Raw genomic sequence first — 18650 nt, 5'->3', positions numbered from 1 at the left:
AGGGAGGCAACGCCTTCCATTGTATTTTTTTTAACAATAACAGTATACCCATCAACAGGCATATCAATGTATTCAATGGGAAAGCAACCCCCACACCTAGTACCAGCACATGATTCACCACCGTATCCCAGGAATGGCTGTACGCAGTAATGCGCAGGATTTCACTACCAAGAAAGCACAGATTGCAGATAAATGCAAATTTTAAAAGAAACCGTATCCAGCGCATATTGAAATTTCGGATAAATTACAGTTATTTTTGTTTCTTTAAAACTAAATCCAAAATATCCGATGAAGCAAAACCGGCTAAAAGCCATTCTTCCTCATCTTGCAGCCATAGGCATCTTCCTGTTGCTGGCATTTGTGTATTGCTCTCCTGTCCTGGAAGGCAAAGTGGTGAACCAAAGTGACATGAAGAGCGTGAAGGGAATGGCCAAAGAAGCAAAGGACTATTATGAAGCAACCGGTGACCGTCCTTTGTGGACTAACAGCATGTTTTCCGGCATGCCCTCCTATGTGATCTATACAGGCCCCAGTGGTAACAAGATCGGACACCTGAACCGGATCATCACGCTCAATACGCCCGATCCGGTAAATATGCTGTTCCTCGCAATGCTATCCATGTACCTGCTCTTATGTATACTAGACTTTAAATATTGGATACGCGTTATGGGCGCCATCGCCTTTGCGTTCTGCTCCTATAACGTAATTATCATCGACGTAGGCCACATCACCAAAATGTACGACATCGCCCTGATGCCGGCAGTACTGGCAGGTATCGTTCTTGCCTACCGGGGCAAACTGCTCTCCGGTTTCGCCTTAACTGCCCTGGCCACTGCTATGCTCATTTACAATAACCACCTGCAGATTATCTACTATACCCTTATCATGGTAGTATGCCTGGTAGCTGGCGCCTTTGTACATGCTTTACAGGAAAAACAGCTGCCCCGGTTCCTCAAAGCTTCCGGATTGCTGGCCATTGCCGGCGCACTGGCCATCTTTACCTGCATGGATAACCTCCTGGTTTTACGTGAATACACCGACTATACCATGCGTGGCAGCAAATCGGAACTTACCATCGATAAAGATGATGTTACACAAAAAAAATCTTCCGGCCTGGAAATAGAATACGCATACGACTGGAGCTATGGTAAAGCCGAATCCGGCACCTTCATCATCCCTGGCTACGTAGGCAATTCTTCCGGCCAGAAACTGGATGTACACTCCAACTTCGGCCAGCAAATGATTAGCCTGGGCGTTCCTGAAGCACAGGCAGAACAATTTCTCTCCCAGCAACGGCTGCCACTTTATTATGGCGCCCAGTCTAAAGGTACTTCCGGCCCTGTTTACGTAGGCGCTATTATCTGTTTCCTTTTCGTGCTATCGTTACTGTTAGTGAAAAGCTGGCATAAATGGTGGTTGCTGGCAGTTACCCTTATAGGCTTTATCCTTGCATGGGGTAAAAACCTGGCTTTCATCAACGATTTCCTTTTCTACCACCTCCCGCTGTATAATAAATTCCGTGCCCCCGCACAAGCGCTGGTACTGCCTTCGCTCACCTTTGTAGTGCTGGCCTGCTGGGGATTACAAGAAGTGATCAACGGACAGCATACCAAAGATGCCCTGCTCAAAAAACTGAAAGAAGCCGCTCTGATCACCGTAGGGGTGATCGTTGGATTTATACTCATCAGCAATTTCTTTGTAGGCTTCTCTGGCGCCAGCGATGCTACCATGCTGCAATATTTCTCCCAGATGATGGGCGGCGAAGAAAATGGTAAGCTCCTCATCCGCGCACTGGAAAAAGACCGTAGCAGCTTACTGTGGAAAGACGGCTTCCGTTCTGTAGTCTTTATCGCCATCGCTGCTGCAGCCATATGGGCCTTCCTACAGGGAAAACTGAAATGGCAGGTAACTGCGATGATCATCACCGCCGCAGTTACTATCGACCTCCTGGCAGTAGATAAAAACTACCTGAACAACGAAAGCTTCGTGGACGACCTGAGCTATATGCAGGAACTGCAGCCTTCCGCAGCAGACCAACAAATCAGCCAGGACCCCGATCCATACTACCGCGTATTTAACCTTACCGTATCTCCTTTCGATGATGCTACCACATCCTATTTCCACAAGAGTATTGGCGGATACAGCCCGGCCAAATTGTGGATCTACCAGGACCTGATCTCCCATCAGATCGCCAAGAACAATATGCATGTGCTGAATATGCTCAACACAAAATACTTTATTGTTCCCGATCAGAAAACAGGACAACCACAAGCACAGCATAATCCGGATGCTTATGGTAATGCATGGTTTGTAAAAGATATTATCTGGGCACCAGACGCCAATACAGAAATGAAAACACTGGATAATCTGAACACCCGCGACACTGCCGTAATAGACAACCGTTTCAATAAACAACTGGCCGACTTTAAACCGGGAGCCGACAGCAGCGCTGCTATTAAGCTCACCAAATACGGGCTCAATCAGTTAGAGTATGCCTCCCATAATAGCCAAGAAGGTTTCGGCGTTTTCTCTGAAATCTACTACCCTGCCGGATGGGAAGCATTTATAGATGGCCAGCCCGCAGCAATTATCCGCACCGATTATGCACTACGTGGTATCAAGATCCCGGCAGGCGATCATAAAATTGAAATGAAGTTCACGCCTAAAACGTACTTCCTGGGTATGAAAATAGCCAGCACTTCTTCTATCCTCCTGCTGGTACTGGTAATAGGTATCTTTGCCTGGGAGATCTTCCGCTCGCGGAAAGAAGCCAAATAATTATATTAGTCAAACGCAAAAAAGGCGTTGGGTAGTAACCCAACGCCTTTTTTATGCCTTCCCGGTTGTTAATTAGTTGAGCCGGCAATCAATATCTTTTAGAAAAAATATAACGCAATCCTATAAACAGATGGTGCGCAAAATTGGGCAGGTGCCCATAATACCGGCTTAATATCGTATATCGCTCTTTCCAGGCCAGCTGTTGGTGTTGCTTGGAAGTACCGCCTACCCTGAACCGGCATACCACCTGATGCGTGTTGCAAATATGCTTCGCTGCTTTAAGGGTACGGATCATCCAGTCGATATCCGCACATATTTTATATTGCAGATCGTACAAAGGGCTCAGCTTACGCCGAACCACATACGCCTGATGCGAAACCACCATACCGTGCTTCAGGCTTTTCCAGGTAAGCTGCACCGGCACCTGATGTGGCGTTTGGGAAGATCTTAATCCTATATCCACCCCATTTTCATCCATAAACATCGCTTCCCCATAGTATACATCCGCATCCGGGCAGGTGGCCAACATTTGGCGGATCACGTCTTTGTCCGCCAGTACATCGTCTGCGTTGAGAAACAACAGGTATTCACCGGTAGCAGCCTGCATACCTTTGTTCATGGCGTCGTATAAACCATTATCTTTTTCCGAGATCACCTTGGCGATGCGGGAGCGGTATTTGGCAACAACGGCCAGGGTGCTGTCTTTCGATGCCCCATCTACAATAATGTATTCAATATGCGGATATGTTTGCGCCTGCACGCTCTGAATGGTGCTTTCTATAAATTTTTCGGCATTATAACACACTGTGATGATACTCAATACCGGTGAGGTAGTATTTGTCACGTACAAAAATTTAAACGTTATACTTGTTGCTTGGCTGCCTCGCTGAATACGCGGTAATATTGCGCAGCCACTGTTTCCATACCAAAATACTGTTCCACAAAAAACCTCGCCGCCTTGCCAAATTGCTCGCAGAGCGCTTTATCCTGCAAGAGCGCCAATGTACCGGCTACAAACTGTGCATAATCGCCAGGTGCAATCACATAGCCGGTTTGCCCGTCTTTCACAATTTCTCCGCAACCGCCTACGTTAAAGGTGATACAGGCGGTTTCACAGCTCCCGGCCTCTATCAGTACATTCGGCAAGGTATCTGCCCGGGTGGGATAAAAGAAAATATCACTGGCGCTGTAGCATTGCATCATTTTATGGGTATCCTTCACGTAACCGGTATAAATGCATTTTAAATGCCGGAACGTGCCGGGTAGTTGGTCTTTCCCTATCATCAACAAATGTACCTCTTCTTCCAATTGATCATCCAGCATTTGCAAGATGCGTAACAGATCTGCACCACCTTTAAACTCACTGTTGAACAGCCGTTCAGACACAAAAGTGATGACCCTGGCCTGGGCCGGAATGCCTAGTGCCTCGCGGGCAGCTGCCTTATCCAGCGGCCGGAAGTAAGCAGTATCTATCGGATTGGGAATGTGGTACAAGGGTTTTTCGCGGGTAAGCGGGCTTTCCTGGGTCATTTGGTACAACCACCAGGCAGGCGAAACAATGTGCAGGTTGCTGGCAGCGTACAGGCGTTGCTTTCTTCTAATCAGATAATTACCTGTAGGCAATCCCATAGCAGGAGATCGTTTATGCTCTGATTCCCCCACCCGCGCCTGTTTCCAGGAAGTATCGCCAAAAGTATGCGCGGCATTACCGGTGAGCGCCCACATATCGTGCAAGGTCCATACAATAGGCGCTATTTGCGATAAACGGGGCAACAGGGCTGCATCAAAGTAGCCACCATGGATATTCTGTAAACTGATTACATCTGGCTGAAAAGCTTGCGCATGCCGCAAAATAGCGGGTGTAGAAAAAGGAAAATATAGGTACTGCAACCCCAATTTGTTGCTGATCACATTAATCCCCCGCTCTATCACATGACGCACCATGCCTGGCCTTGTAACGGTTACATTGCTGGCAGCGGTATGCGGCATGCCTACGAGAAAATGATTTTGCGTATGATAATAACGCAACAGCCCTTCTGCAATTCGTTGTGCCGCAATAGCTGCTCCGCCGCTATTTTCGTATTTATTGATGAAGAGTATTTTCACGGATCAGTATTTAAAGAACTGTTGCATGTGCGCACGAAACACCGCTAATGGCCAATCGCGCACCAATATCCTGGGCAATGCATAGGGGTTGCTCCAGCTATGTACCTGTCCGTAATAATTGGCGCATACCATTTGTAAGCCCAGGGCTTTACAGGCTTTAATGCTGTCTGCGTTATAATAACGTTTGGAGCCCAGAAATTTTCTGCCGCCGAAAGGATAGGAAAAATGTACCTGGGGTGCGCCCAATACGCCTTCCAGGATCTCTTTAGACAGCCCTATTTCGGTATATTGCTCTTCATAGCTCAGCATACCAAGGGCAGGATGTTGGTGCGTATGACAACCAATAGCGGCATAAGTGGCACTACCCAGCGCTTTCAATTCTGCCCAGGTCATTAGCCGGTGTGAAGGGCGGCCGGTAGCGTCCAAACCAGACCACTCGTATAATTGTTGCATCACTGCTGCTATCTCGGCCGGTTTGCAGAAACGCAATACCTGTTGCAAAGCGAAGTAGGTTTCCCGGGTGGCCAGCGGCGAGTCGGTAGCGTATTCCCAAGTGTGTCCATTAATCCGGATATCCAGGGTAAGGGGCAGGTTATCTGTGTTTAATAGCACACGTTCCAGGTCGTCCCACCATAATTCATAGGCGGTATTGATCTTGGAGGTAGTAATATAGAACAAGGCGGGTACCTGCTGCATGGTCAGCAGGGGCAGGGCCTCCTGGTAATTATCTGCATAGCCATCATCAAACGTAACAAATACGGATCTTTCTGGGAAAGCCTTCTTATGCTTTACGTGATACAGAAACCGGTCGGCGTCCAACACGTGGTAATCGGAGGAAAGGTGAGCCAGCTGATCGTTAAAATTAGCGGGGGTTACCGACAGTTCCTGTGGATCCTGTTGCAGGGTAGTAACCCGGTGATACAATAGGATCACGGCAGGCCGCTCTACCTTATTGGCCACATAGTGTGCCACAGAAAATATTTTTTGACTCAGATTTCCCATTCCTGTTACGCTTTTTTTGCTCTTACTGCAATAATGATCGGATATACCGGATCATGGTAGCTTAGCTCCTCCGGCTGCAACTCTTCTACGGAAATACCGTGCAGAATTGCAGTACAGGTGAGTACATTCCCATAGGTAGTGATCTCCACATTTTCCTTGCCGAATATTTCACCAAATACTTTTTCTGCCGATTGGGCGGTAAAACGCCAGTAGTCGCCCCAGCGCTGCATATCATACGCCGATATTTGCGTAGCGCCGGCTAGCGTGGCCAACAGCACCCCACCAGGTTTCAGCAGGTGCCAGGCCCCTTCTATGGCCGCTTTAAAGTCGTAGATAAAGTTGAACGTTTGCGTACAGATAAAGCAATCTATCTGGTTGGCAGGCAAAGTAGCCTTATCCGTCAGATCACCCTGAATGGTTACCTGTTTGCCTGGCTGTACATGCAATACTTCAAAGCTACTCACTTGCGCCCCAAATTGCTTCGAATAGCTGCTTTCAGCGATTTCCAGCACATGGCCATGAATATCTGCCTGATGGGTGCTTAAAAAACTGGTGATATAATGCCGGTCTACCGGAGTACCGCGGTCAAATCCAAAGGTGGTAGAAAGCGGCTGCAATCTCCTGAGGTTATCCCAGCGTACCGGGGCAATCACCTCCCGTTTCATTTTTTTAAATATATTCCGGATCATTTTAAGCATGGCCAATTATTTTTCTCCAGTATTTTTTAAGCCTGTTCTTAATTTTTGCCGGGATGGTCATACCCGCATTAGACCGCAGGAACTTTGCAAACGCTTTTTCCATCGGCAGATTATTTTGCACCGGGATGGCTTCTACTGCAATAGGCTCCTGGTAAATATCGGTATATAGCCAGTCTTCTTCCTTGAAGTGATGGGTAGCGGAGGCTACGTTACCATCATGCCTCACCAGCGATTTCACCGGGTACAGGGTCAGCATATCATAAAGATAAGCCGTAGCCCTCCAACGGATAGCCCAGGAGCTTACCTTACCGTTTTTATGCTGGTGCAGCATCCGGAAAAAAGGATAAGCGCCCCAGAAATCAAATGCAGACTTCAGCCCTTTTTCTTTTATCTGTTGGATCACCTTATCGGTGTTTGGTTCAAACTTACTCCAGGCCCGGCTCCAGGTGCCCCATCCCAAACTGCCCGGATCATGTACCAGGAAGGTATCTGCCTTATAGTTACTGGGAATAGGCAGCGGATACAGGTATCCGTGCACACTCATCACTTTCTCTTCGTGCGCATACCTGTTAAGCCCGTCGTTCATATATTTCAGGAAGAAAGGAGATACGGTGAGGTCATCTTCCAATACAATCACTTTACCATGTTTGCCTATCACTTCTGTAACGCCATCGATAACAGCAGTGGCCAATCCCTTATTTTTCAGGGCTTCCATTACCACTACCTTACCACACCATTGTTCACTGTGTACAATTTCACGCACTTGCTCCACCAATTGCAACTGCGCTGGGGTAGCGCTTTCTTTAGGGCCGTCACAATACACATACAATATACTGTCTTTTGCTTCCCTGTTCTTACTCAGATGCTGTAAGGTGCTTAATGTTAGCGCCGGGCGGTTGTATACAAATAATACGATGGGAGCCAATTCCATGATATGAAAATCGCTGCCACTGGCAGCCTGTTAGGTTAAAAGGGTAAAAATCGCATAAAAATAACAATAAAACAAATATGTAAAAACAGGTTATAACCTGCCGCCGCCGGCATAATATTTCTTCCAATAAGGTTCTTTCAGATCGCTGATCATCACGCCTGCACTGGTAGAGGCATGTACAAATTTATCATTCTCCAGGTAGATGCCTACATGGGAGATACGTTTGTGATGTATCTTAAAAAATACCAGGTCGCCTTCATGCAGCTCCCTCGCTTTTAACCTTTTTATCTGGGTAAAAAGATCCGTGGAATTTCCGGAGAGCGCCAGTTGGAATACTGTGTTCATCAGGGTATTTACAAAGCCTGAACAGTCAATGCCGTCTCTTGTTTTACCGCCAAGGCGGTAAGGAGTGCCCCACCACTCTTCTATAAAGCGGTACAATTTGTAATTCAGTACTTCCTCTACTGGTACATCCAGCAACTGGGCATATTTGAACTGCCAGCTCTGCGCATTTTCCAGGTTAGCGCTGCTCATGGTAATATGCTTGCTGATACTAATATCTTTACTGGCATAGCTGTTGGAAATCGTGCGCGGCTCACGGTTAGTGGCAATGCCGGTGATAAATTCCGAATGTCTGTTACTGGCAGTAGTGGCAGATGTGTTAGTTGCAGGTGTGTTGACAGCAGGTTTTTTGGCGGTACTTTTTTTCAGTGAAGCGCAGGAACTGAGTGACAATGCACAAATCGATAACTTCACAAATAATTGTCCCTTGACTCTGATCATATAATAAATATCTGGCTAAAAATTTTTGCTAAAATACAAATATCTAGTTATTTACAAATTAAGAGGTGTTGATACTGGCGGCTTTTCACCCTCTTCTTCGTAGTTACTTCTGCGTAATCTTGTTGTATGGATAGATGAAGAACGTATTTTACTACCCGTTATTATGTGCGGAAAATTAAATCTGTGTAAACTTACCCACCGGCGGTGGATTTCTAAAATTCCTAATTCCGAAAATCCTACCTACTTTTGTCGCTTGACGAAACAGATTAGCAGATGAATTTTTCCCACTTACACGTTCATACCCAATTCTCATTACTGGATGGTGCCGCCGATATTAAATCGCTGTATAAGAAAGCGATGGCCTCCAATCAGCCGGCACTGGCAATCACAGACCACGGTAATATGTTTGGTGCTTTTCAGTTTGTGGCAGAAGCATATAACAACAGATTAAATCCCGGCGATCCAAACGATAAAAGACTGAAAGTAAAACCTATTGTTGGTTGTGAATTTTATCTGGTAGAAAACCGTCATAAACGCGCTTTCACCCGCGAAGAGAAAGATATACGCTACCACCAGGTACTCCTGGCCAAAGATGATGAAGGCTACCGCAACCTCATCAAGCTTTGTTCTTTAGGATATATGGAAGGGCTGTATGGCAAATACCCGCGTATCGACAAAGAGCTGATTTTACAATACCATAAAGGGCTGATCGCCACCACCTGCTGCCTGGGCGCCTCTGTACCCAAAATCATTTTGCGGCATGGAGAAGAAGCCGGTGAAAAAGAATTTCGCTGGTGGCTGGATATTTTCGGAGAAGATTTTTATGTAGAACTGCAACGCCACGGTATTCCCGAACAAGAACAGGTAAACGTAGTACTGCTGCGCTTTGCAGAAAAGTACAATGTAAAGGTGATTGCCTCCAACGATTCCCACTATGTAGACCAGTCGGATGCCAACGCCCACGACATCCTGCTTTGCATCAATACCGGCGAAAAGAAAAGCACCCCTACCAATAAAGAATTTTCTGATGATGAGTCTTCCATGAAGAACCGTCGTTTTGCCTTTTACAACGACCAGTTCTACTTCAAGACCACCGAGGAAATGACCAAGTTGTTCCATGACCTCCCGCAGGCTATCGACAACACCAATGAGATTGTAGACAAAGTACAGCTGCTGGACCTGAAAAGGGATATCCTGTTGCCGAACTTCCCTATTCCAAAAGAATTCATTACCCAGGACCAATACCTGCGCCACATCACTTATGAAGGCGCCCACAACCGGTACCAGGAAATGACCGCCGAAGTGGAAGAGCGCATCAACTTTGAGCTGGGCGTTATCGAAAATATGGGCTTTGCCGGCTACTTCCTGATTGTGGCCGACTTTATCAAAGCCGGCCGGGAACTAGGCGTGTTCATCGGCCCAGGCCGCGGCTCTGCCGCCGGTTCTGCGGTGGCCTACTGTATCGGTATCACCAATATAGACCCGATCAAATACAACCTCCTGTTTGAGCGTTTCCTTAACCCGGAACGTAAGAGCATGCCCGATATTGATACGGACTTCGATGATGAAGGCCGTCAGAAAGTAATTGACTACGTAGTACAGAAATATGGCCGCAACCAAGTAGCACAGATCATCACCTATGGTACCATGGCGGCTAAAATGAGCATCAAAGACGTAGCCCGTGTAATGGACCTGCCCCTGGTAGATTCCAATGGCCTGGCCAAACTGGTGCCCGATAAACCTGGTATCCAGCTAGCCCGTATCTTCAATGCCCCCCTGGATGGCGAAAAAAGCCTGGCCGACAAAGAAGGATTGGCCGGAGAAGATATTGAAAACGTAAAACGGCTGCGGGAACTCATCAAAGGAGACGACCTTCAGGGTGAAGTACTCCGCGAAGCCTGCGTATTGGAAGGCTCCGTACGCAACACCGGTATCCATGCGGCCGGTATCATCATTGCCCCGCAAGACCTGTATAACCTCATCCCTGTGTCTACGGCGAAAGATTCCGACCTCCTGGTAACCCAGTTTGAAGGCAGTATCATTGAGTCGGCCGGCGTAATCAAAATGGACTTCCTGGGTTTGAAAACCCTTACCATCATCAAGGGCGCCCTGGAAATGATCCGTATCAACCACGGCATAGCTATCGAAATAGACCATATACCGCTGGATGATGCGAAAACATACGAGCTGTACCAGAAAGGCGAAACCAACGCTACTTTCCAGTTCGAGTCGCCCGGTATGCAGAAATACCTCCGCGAGCTTAAACCCGACAGGTTCGACGATCTCATTGCCATGAACGCCTTGTACCGCCCCGGACCATTGGAGTATATCCCTTCCTTTATCCGCCGTAAACATGGGCTGGAACCCGTGCAATACGACATTGCAGAAATGGAAGAATACCTCAACGATACCTATGGGATCACGGTATATCAGGAACAGGTGATGCTGCTGAGCCAGAAACTGGCCAACTTTTCCAAGGGAGATGCGGATGTGCTCCGTAAAGCCATGGGTAAAAAGCAGATCGCCGTACTGAATAAGATGAAGGCGCAGTTTATGGAAGGATGCGCCAAAAACGGCCATGATCCAAAGGTTTGTGAAAAAGTATGGACCGACTGGGAAGCGTTTGCCTCTTATGCCTTCAACAAATCACACTCTACTTGCTACGCCTTCGTGGCTTATCAAACGGCTTACCTCAAAGCCCACTACCCGGCAGAATATATGTCGGCCGTACTTAACTGCGCCAGCAACATTGAAAAGATCACCTTTTTCATGGAAGAGTGTAAACGCATGGGCATCGACGTATTACCTGCCGATGTAAATGAATCTTTCAAAGGATTTGCGGTAAACAAGCAAGGCCAGATCCGTTTTGGCTTAGGTGGACTAAAAGGAGTGGGTGAAGCTGCGGTAGAAAACCTCCTGGAAGAACGTAAAAAAGAAGGCCCTTATAAAAACATCTTCGATTTTATCAAGCGGGTGAACCAACGCGCTGTCAATAAAAAATCGTTGGAGGCCCTGGTGATGTCTGGAGCATTTGACTGTTTCCCGGAACTACATCGCGCCCAATATTTCCATAAACCAGAGGGCGAACAGCTTTCCGGATTAGATAGAATCGTGAAATTTGGCCAACAGGTAACAGCAGGCTCCTCCAGCATAGGCAGCCTCTTCGGCGCCGAAGAGATGCCGGATATAGAACCGCCGAAGATCCCGGCTTGCGAACCCTGGCCGCTGATCATGAAGCTGAACAATGAAAGGGAAATCACCGGTATATATATCTCCGGGCATCCGCTGGACGACTACCGTTTCGAGCTGAAGCATTACCATATGAACACTGTCCAGGAACTGGTTGAATACCAAACAGAAATAGCACAGCCTGGCGGTAATGGGGGCCGTTCCAGGGAACGTAATTTCCGGCTGGCTGTGTATATCACCAATGCCCAGGAAAGAATTTCCCGCAATAACCGGCAGTTTGGGGTGATGACCATAGAAGATTATACCGGGAAATTTGAATTTGCCCTGTGGAGTGAAGACTTTATCCGGTTTGCACCCTACCTGAAACCCGGACTTTGCCTGTTTATTAATGGAGGCTTTAAATCCAAGCGTTTCAATGATAATGAATACGAATTCAAGGTAAACAGCATACAATTACTGCAGGAAGTTAAAAAAACACATACCAAACAGGTATTTCTCAATACCCTGCCTCAGTTCATTAACCGGCAGACCATCGACTTCCTGGCAGAGAACGTAAACCGCTTCCCAGGCAATAGTATACTGCATGTGCACTTAACAGACCGGGATGAAAATACCCAGGCAAAATTGCATACTTTTAACAGGAATATTGAGATGAATGACGAGTTGGCGGGGTTCCTGTACAAACAGCCTGATATCGATGTGTATATAGAGATAATCAATAAGTAAGATGCCAAAAATGCAGTAATTTGCACCACGGATCGGGATTTGCTCTTATCAGCATAATCATAAAATCAAAACAATCATTAAATCAAAACATTAAATCACAGAATATTATGGCTTTAGAAATCACTGATGCGAACTTTGAAACGGAAGTGTTGAACTCCGATAAATTAACTGTTATTGACTTCTGGGCAGAATGGTGTGGTCCTTGTCGCGCTATCGGTCCGGTTATTGAAGAGCTGTCTAAAGACTACGCTGGTAAAGTAAATATCGGAAAAGTAAACGTGGATCAGAATCCGCAACTGTCTGTAAATTATGGTATCACCAGTATCCCTGCTATTCTTTTCGTGAAAGGTGGCCAGGTAGTTGACAAACAAGTAGGTGCAGTACCTAAATCCGTACTGGATAAGAAAATACAGGCCAATATGTAATTTTTATAAAAACTGAGTTTAAAAAGCGTTCCGGATTATTCCGGGACGCTTTTTTTTTCATTTATGCCACCGTATATTACAGCATATTAAACTCAACCGTCCGAAAACCATCTTATCAATAAACCTTACGTATTTGCGCAAATATTTACTCCCCATCCTTATTACCATTGTATATAGCGCTACGGCGCTGGCACAGCGAAAATGCGGTACGGCTGATGCATTGCAACAACGGTCAAAAGATAACCCCTCCCTGCAATTATTATTGCAAAACAATGAAAACCGGATGATACAGGCACAACGTGCACGCCTATCCCGGGCAGGAGTGGAACGTATACCCCAAACCGTTTCTATACCAGTAGTGGTACATATCGTATTAGACGACCCTACACTGGTAACAGACGCACAGGTATTATCGCAGATCGCAGCACTGAACATCGATTACAACGCCGCCAATGCCGATACCAGCCTGGTACCTGCCGCCTGGAAATCCATTATCGGCAACACGCGGATCAATTTCTGCCTGGCACAGCGTACCCCCGGCGATGAACCTACCAATGGCATTGTACGGGTAAAAACACCTCCCGGACAAAGCTATTATATTACCAATGCGGCTGCCGACGTAAAATACGCCAGCACCGGAGGCTCCGATGGGTGGGACCATTCCAAGTATCTCAACATATGGGTAACCCGGCTGGCGGGTAACTACCTAGGCGTTGCCGCTCCTCCCGGTAACGGCTATCCCGTAGAGCAGGAAGGCGTTGCCATCCACTATAGCGCCTTTGGCACTACCGGCAGCGTAGGCCCTATTTATAACCTGGGCAGAACAGCTACCCATGAAATAGGCCACTATTTTGGACTCAAGCATGTATGGGGAGATGATAACGGCGCCTGCACAGTAGACGACGGCATTGATGATACTCCCCTACAGGGCAATAGTACCTACGGCTGCCCGTCTTTTCCGCGGGTAGATAATTGCACTACCGCGGCGCCCGGCATTATGTTTATGAACTACATGGATTACACCGATGACGCCTGTATGTATTTGTTCACCGCCGGCCAGGTAGACCGCATGCGTTATGTACTGGAAAACATTATCGCTACGCTGATGACCTCTAACGGCTGTACGCCGCCCGACCAATACAATAACGACGCTGCGCTGGTAAACATCACCTCTCCCGCCGGCAAAATATGCGATAACCACATCGCTCCCGTAGTAACCATGCGCAACAAAGGGCTACAACCACTTACCAGCGTTACCATCTGGTACCGGTTGAATAATGGCGCGCTTACCTCCTACCAATGGAGTGGCAACCTGGGCAGCCTGCAACAAACCACCATTACATTACCAGCTACCAATATACCTATCGGAAGCTATCACCTCACCGCCTATACACAATCACCGAATGGGCAACCCGATGGCCACGTTGCCAACGATACCGCTTCTATACTTTTCCGGTACGACGCCGAAGCCGTACTCCCTTTTACAGAAGGCTTCGAAAACGATAGCTTCCCCCCACCCGGATGGGACCTCTATAACCCCGACCGCAGCTTTACCTGGGAACGCGACCGGAACATAGGCAAAAACAGCAACGCTTCCGCCCTGATGCGCAACCTTGGCTATAACACAAACGACCAAACGGACGACCTAATTACACCAGTGATAGACCCGCAAAATGCCGATTCTGTTTTCCTGTTTTTTGACGTAGCCGCTGCCGTGTACACCGACCCTGCCGCCACTGGCAATGTTTGGGATACTTTGCAGGTGCTGGTGACCACCGATTGCCGCGAAACAGGACAGATCCTGTATACCAAATGGGGACCCAACCTTATTACACACCCCACTGCCTTACATACTGAGTTTGTGCCTGCTGCCAACGAATGGCGACGGGATTCTGTAGACCTGACAGGAGCTATACATAAAGGAAAATTCCAGGTTGCCTTCAGAAATATATCAAACTCAGAGAATAATATTTATATTGATAATATACAAATTGTTGCCAAATCGATAAATGCCACCTTACGGGAAAAGGGATTCCTGGTAAATCCCAACCCAACCAAAGGCCAGGTATGGATCACCTTTTACGAGATACCGCCAGACCTGATACAAGTAGCCATTTATAATACACTGGGACAATTGATCATGAGTCAGCCGCTAGCAAATATCGGCGCCGGCAACCGAATGACCTTTAATTTGGTAAATGAGCCAAATGGTGTTTATTTTGTAAAATTAATTTACAGGAACAGGGCCAACACCATCAAATTAATGAAAGTAAGATGACGATAAGACAAGATTATCCGGCCGTTCAGGCGCTGCTGCAGCAACCTAACCTGGACGCAGCGCTAAAACGCATTGCAGAAAAGATCCTTCAACAGGAAAGAATTACACCTGATGAAGGGCTGATCTTATTTGAGAAAGGCGACTTCGGCCTTTTGGGAGCTTTAGCCAATCATGTGCGAGAGCGAATGCACGGTGATAAAACTTACTTCAACCGTAACTTTCATATAGAGCCGACCAACGTTTGCGTGTTTACTTGCCATTTCTGCTCCTATTCCCGCCTGTACAAAAACCGGGAAGATGGATGGGAATTGAGTATAGACCAAATGATGGACATTGTTAAAAGCTACGACAACCAGCCTGTTACCGAAGTACATATTGTAGGTGGCGTGCATCCTAAAATGCAGCTCGACTTCTTCGTGGAACTGATCAAAAAAATCAAGGCACACCGCCCCGATCTGCATATCAAGGGTTTTACTGCTGTAGAATTGGACTATATGTTCCGCAAAGCGAAAGTATCCCTGGAAGAAGGTATGCGTATCCTTAATGAAGCCGGCCTGCAATCCATGCCTGGCGGCGGTGCGGAGATATTTGCCCCGGAAGTACGGGCCAAAATATGCCACGACAAAGTAGATGCAGAAGGCTGGCTGGCTATCCATAAAGCGGCACACCAACGCGGTATGACCACCAATGCAACCATGCTATACGGACATATTGAATCTTACGCCGACCGTATAGACCATATGGAACGCCTCCGCCGTTTGCAGGATGAAACCGGTGGTTTCAATACCTTCATTCCACTGAAATTCCGCAATAAAGGCAATGATATGTCCGACATTCCGGAAAGCTCCATCGTGGAAGACCTGAAATTATATGCAGTGGCCCGCTTGTACATGGATAACTTCCCTCACCTGAAGGCCTACTGGCCAATGTTGGGCAGGAACAGTGCACAACTGACCCTCTCTTTTGGCGTAAACGATCTTGATGGTACTATCGATGATACCACCAAAATATACGCTATGGCTGGCGCTGAAGAACAATCGCCATCCATGAACACAGCGCAACTGGCCACGCTGATCAAGCAAGCTGGCAGAAGACCTGTGGAAAGAGATACCGTATACAACGAAATAAAGGATTATACAGAAGTTGTTTTTTCTGACGAAGAACTGCTCACTAAATAGTATCGCCGTTTTATGCAACTACACCTGAAATGTATACTGATTACCGGACTATATGCAGCAGGCTGCCATCAGCCCAACAACAGCAATAACACAGCTGGCAATAGCACGTCGGCGCCCGCTACAGAAACATCTAATGGCACCGCGTTTAAGCAGCAAGGTACTTTATCGTTCATTGCTAAATCAAACGCCGACACCCTGCGTAAAATTGACATACAGCTGGCTAAAACAGACCAACAACGGACAGACGGGCTCATGTACCGCAAATCTATGAGCGACGACCAGGGGATGCTGTTCATTTTTCCCGATATGGAAGAACGTGCCTTCTGGATGAAAAACACTTATATTTCCCTCGATATTATTTATATCGCAGACAATATGGAGATCGTTTCCATTCAGAAATATGCCACCCCCTTATCAGAAGAAAGCCTTCCTTCCTACAAAAAAGCCAAATATGTACTGGAAGTAAATGGTGGTTTTTCCGATAAATACCATATCTCCTACGGTGATAAAATTACTTACGAGACACTTCAACCGTAATACCAACAGACTTTTTCTACTTATCGATAACTCGTTCAAACAAAAAGCCCTGGCAGATGCCAGGGCTTTTTTACTCTTGATACATTTGATCGCTAACCGTTTTAGCTGCTTTTGCCTAAAGGCCATCAACTAATGAAGCATAAAGACAAAGGATAAATTACCGGTAACTACTAATTCCCATGGTATATTTCCTGATAAGACCGTATATCCGTTCTTGTTACCCGCCTGTACAAGGCCGCCGGGTTTACCTGGTCTGCTGTAGCAAATCCACAAGCACCCATTAATTCAGCCAATGCCGCTACAGTATTGCGATGGTAATTGGCTACCCTAATCCGCTTATCGGCCACATTCACCCCCTGGTATAAATGCGGATCTTGCGTAGCCACACCTACCGGACAGCTACCACTATCACACTGCAAAGCCTGGATACAGCCCAGCGCCAGCATCATCCCACGGGCGCTGTAACAAGCGTCGGCGCCCAAGGCCAGCACTTTCATAATATCGAACCCTGTAATAATCTTGCCACTCGCCATCAGGCGGATATGCTGTTTTAACTGGTATCGCTTCAGCAGGTTCACTACCAACGCCAATGCATCAAACAAAGGCATGCCAATAGAATCGGTAAACTCCAGGGGCGCTGCGCCGGTACCGCCTTCTGCGCCATCTACTGTAATAAAATCCGGATAAATACCGGTATTTACCATGGCAGAACAAATACGTTCAAATTCATCTGCGCGGCCTACACACAGCTTAAAACCAACCGGCTTACCCCCGGATAATTTGCGTAATTGCTGCAAAAACACCAGCATTTCATATTCATTGCTAAAGGCTGTATGCGCAGCCGGAGATAATACGCTAACACCTGGTTTTACCTTACGGATAGCGGCTATCTCAGGCGTATTTTTAGCAGCGGGCAATACCCCTCCCTTACCTGGCTTAGCGCCCTGGCTCAACTTCAATTCAATCATTTTTACCGCAGGTGCCGATGCAGTAGCAGTAAATACTTCAGGAGAGAAATAGCCTTTTTCATCCCGGCAACCGAAATAACCAGTACCTATCTGCCAGATCAGGTGCCCTCCATGTTGCAAGTGATAAGGACTGATACCGCCTTCACCGGTATTATGCGCAAAATTGCCCAATTGTGCACCTCCATTAAGGGAAGCAATTGCGGTTTTACTTAATGCACCATAGCTCATGGCACTGATATTCAACAAGCTGGCAGTATAAGGCTGCTCGCATTGTTCATTGCCAATAGTTACCCTTAACGATTCCGGCTTTACTTTAGTAGGAAAGGCTGTATGAGCAGCCCATTCGTAACCAGGCTCGTACATATTATCCAATGCCCCGAAGGCCACGGTTTGTTTCACATCTTTAGCCCGTTGGTACACCACTGCACGCTGACGACGACTGAAAGGCCTCCCATCAGTATCTGATTCAAAAAAATACTGCCGCATTTCCGGACGGATCTGCTCCAATAAATAACGTAAACGCCCTAACAACGGGTAATTACGCAATAAAGCATGTTTTCTCTGCAAACGGTCGTATAACGTTAACAACGACAAACCCACTGCTATAGGCAACAGGAACCAACCACTTAAATATCCACGATAAAGGCTTGCAGCCACACTCACATCCAACAACAGGCAACAAATATAAATTACCCATCGTGCGATCCGATGATTCATAAAACTGATTTATAGATTATTTTGGAAATATGAATGGAATAAAACTACGCAGGTAGCCATTCCCCCCGGAACAACGTTTTAATGTGTAAAAGTTGCCCGGGATTACTTGTTGAAGTCTTTAGGACAGGATAAGAACGGCAACAGAAATCCTCCGATGCATCTGGATGCACAGGGTGTGTTAAGAATATATAACATATACGTTGCCGGATTCAATGAAAATTGCTACTTGTACCCGGCAAATATAGGGCTTTTATTTAAAATCAAAATTCTTTCCCCCGCCATTATGCCTACAAAACCAACGCTACACCCCACTTTTAAAGGGCTGTATTAAATC

Annotated in this window: 13 protein-coding genes; 6 read left to right on the top strand and 7 right to left on the bottom strand. The window is 46.8% G+C overall.

The window, feature by feature from the left end:
* Positions 1-288: 288 nt before the first annotated feature.
* The gene (locus tag ACDQ55_RS18305) at positions 289-2778 is read left to right on the top strand and encodes a YfhO family protein (protein WP_420982931.1); all 2490 of its coding nucleotides are present in this window, start codon (positions 289-291) and stop codon (positions 2776-2778) included.
* 88 nt (positions 2779-2866) lie between these two features.
* On the opposite strand, the gene ACDQ55_RS18300 is transcribed toward ACDQ55_RS18305, so the two are convergent.
* From ACDQ55_RS18300 to ACDQ55_RS18275, 6 genes are all read right to left on the bottom strand, one after another.
* Entirely contained in the window at positions 2867-3622 is a 756-nt protein-coding gene (locus ACDQ55_RS18300; protein ID WP_420982930.1) for a glycosyltransferase family 2 protein, read from the bottom strand.
* Positions 3623-3639: 17 nt separating this feature from the next.
* Complete coding sequence (locus ACDQ55_RS18295) at positions 3640-4884, bottom strand: glycosyltransferase (protein ID WP_420982929.1); 1245 nt, start codon at positions 4882-4884, stop codon at positions 3640-3642.
* A gap of 3 nt (positions 4885-4887) precedes the next feature.
* Complete coding sequence (locus ACDQ55_RS18290) at positions 4888-5886, bottom strand: polysaccharide deacetylase family protein (RefSeq protein WP_420982928.1); 999 nt, start codon at positions 5884-5886, stop codon at positions 4888-4890.
* A 5-nt stretch (positions 5887-5891) separates the two neighbouring features.
* Complete coding sequence (locus ACDQ55_RS18285; RefSeq protein ID WP_420982926.1) at positions 5892-6584, bottom strand: methyltransferase domain-containing protein; 693 nt, start codon at positions 6582-6584, stop codon at positions 5892-5894.
* Entirely contained in the window at positions 6577-7515 is a 939-nt protein-coding gene (locus tag ACDQ55_RS18280; RefSeq protein ID WP_420982925.1) for a hypothetical protein, read from the bottom strand. The genes ACDQ55_RS18285 and ACDQ55_RS18280 overlap by 8 nt, the downstream gene beginning before the upstream one ends.
* Positions 7516-7605: 90 nt before the next feature.
* Positions 7606-8298: a C40 family peptidase gene (locus ACDQ55_RS18275; protein ID WP_420982923.1), complete on the bottom strand. Its 693-nt coding sequence runs from the start codon at positions 8296-8298 to the stop codon at positions 7606-7608.
* 273 nt (positions 8299-8571) lie between these two features.
* Between ACDQ55_RS18275 and dnaE the strand changes: the two genes are divergently transcribed.
* The 5 genes from dnaE to ACDQ55_RS18250 all read left to right on the top strand — a co-directional run bounded on the left by dnaE (position 8572) and on the right by ACDQ55_RS18250 (position 16631).
* The gene (gene dnaE / locus ACDQ55_RS18270; RefSeq protein WP_420982921.1) at positions 8572-12213 is read left to right on the top strand and encodes a DNA polymerase III subunit alpha; all 3642 of its coding nucleotides are present in this window, start codon (positions 8572-8574) and stop codon (positions 12211-12213) included.
* 107 nt (positions 12214-12320) lie between these two features.
* A complete protein-coding gene (gene trxA / locus ACDQ55_RS18265) occupies positions 12321-12638 on the top strand; it encodes a thioredoxin (protein WP_079472839.1) in 318 nt (105 codons plus the stop codon).
* A gap of 133 nt (positions 12639-12771) precedes the next feature.
* Positions 12772-14916, top strand: a complete 2145-nt coding sequence (locus ACDQ55_RS18260; RefSeq protein ID WP_420982920.1) for a M43 family zinc metalloprotease — start codon at positions 12772-12774, stop codon at positions 14914-14916.
* The gene (mqnE, locus tag ACDQ55_RS18255) at positions 14913-16094 is read left to right on the top strand and encodes an aminofutalosine synthase MqnE (RefSeq protein ID WP_420982919.1); all 1182 of its coding nucleotides are present in this window, start codon (positions 14913-14915) and stop codon (positions 16092-16094) included. Before ACDQ55_RS18260 ends, mqnE begins: the two co-directional genes overlap by 4 nt.
* Before the next feature lie 12 nt (positions 16095-16106).
* Positions 16107-16631 carry a DUF192 domain-containing protein gene (locus ACDQ55_RS18250; protein WP_420982918.1) on the top strand — a complete coding sequence of 175 codons (525 nt, stop codon included), beginning with the start codon at positions 16107-16109 and terminating at the stop codon, positions 16629-16631.
* Between the two features lie 170 nt (positions 16632-16801).
* Here the strand turns inward: ACDQ55_RS18250 and ACDQ55_RS18245 are convergent, their stop codons facing one another.
* Positions 16802-18316 (bottom strand): FMN-binding glutamate synthase family protein, encoded by a 1515-nt coding sequence (locus ACDQ55_RS18245; RefSeq protein ID WP_420982917.1) that lies wholly within the window; start codon positions 18314-18316, stop codon positions 16802-16804.
* Positions 18317-18650: the final 334 nt, after the last annotated feature.

This window comes from Chitinophaga sp. 30R24 (genome assembly GCF_049056765.1).
GTDB lineage: Bacteria > Bacteroidota > Bacteroidia > Chitinophagales > Chitinophagaceae > Chitinophaga.
This window is presented reverse-complemented; position numbering and strand designations above follow the sequence as displayed.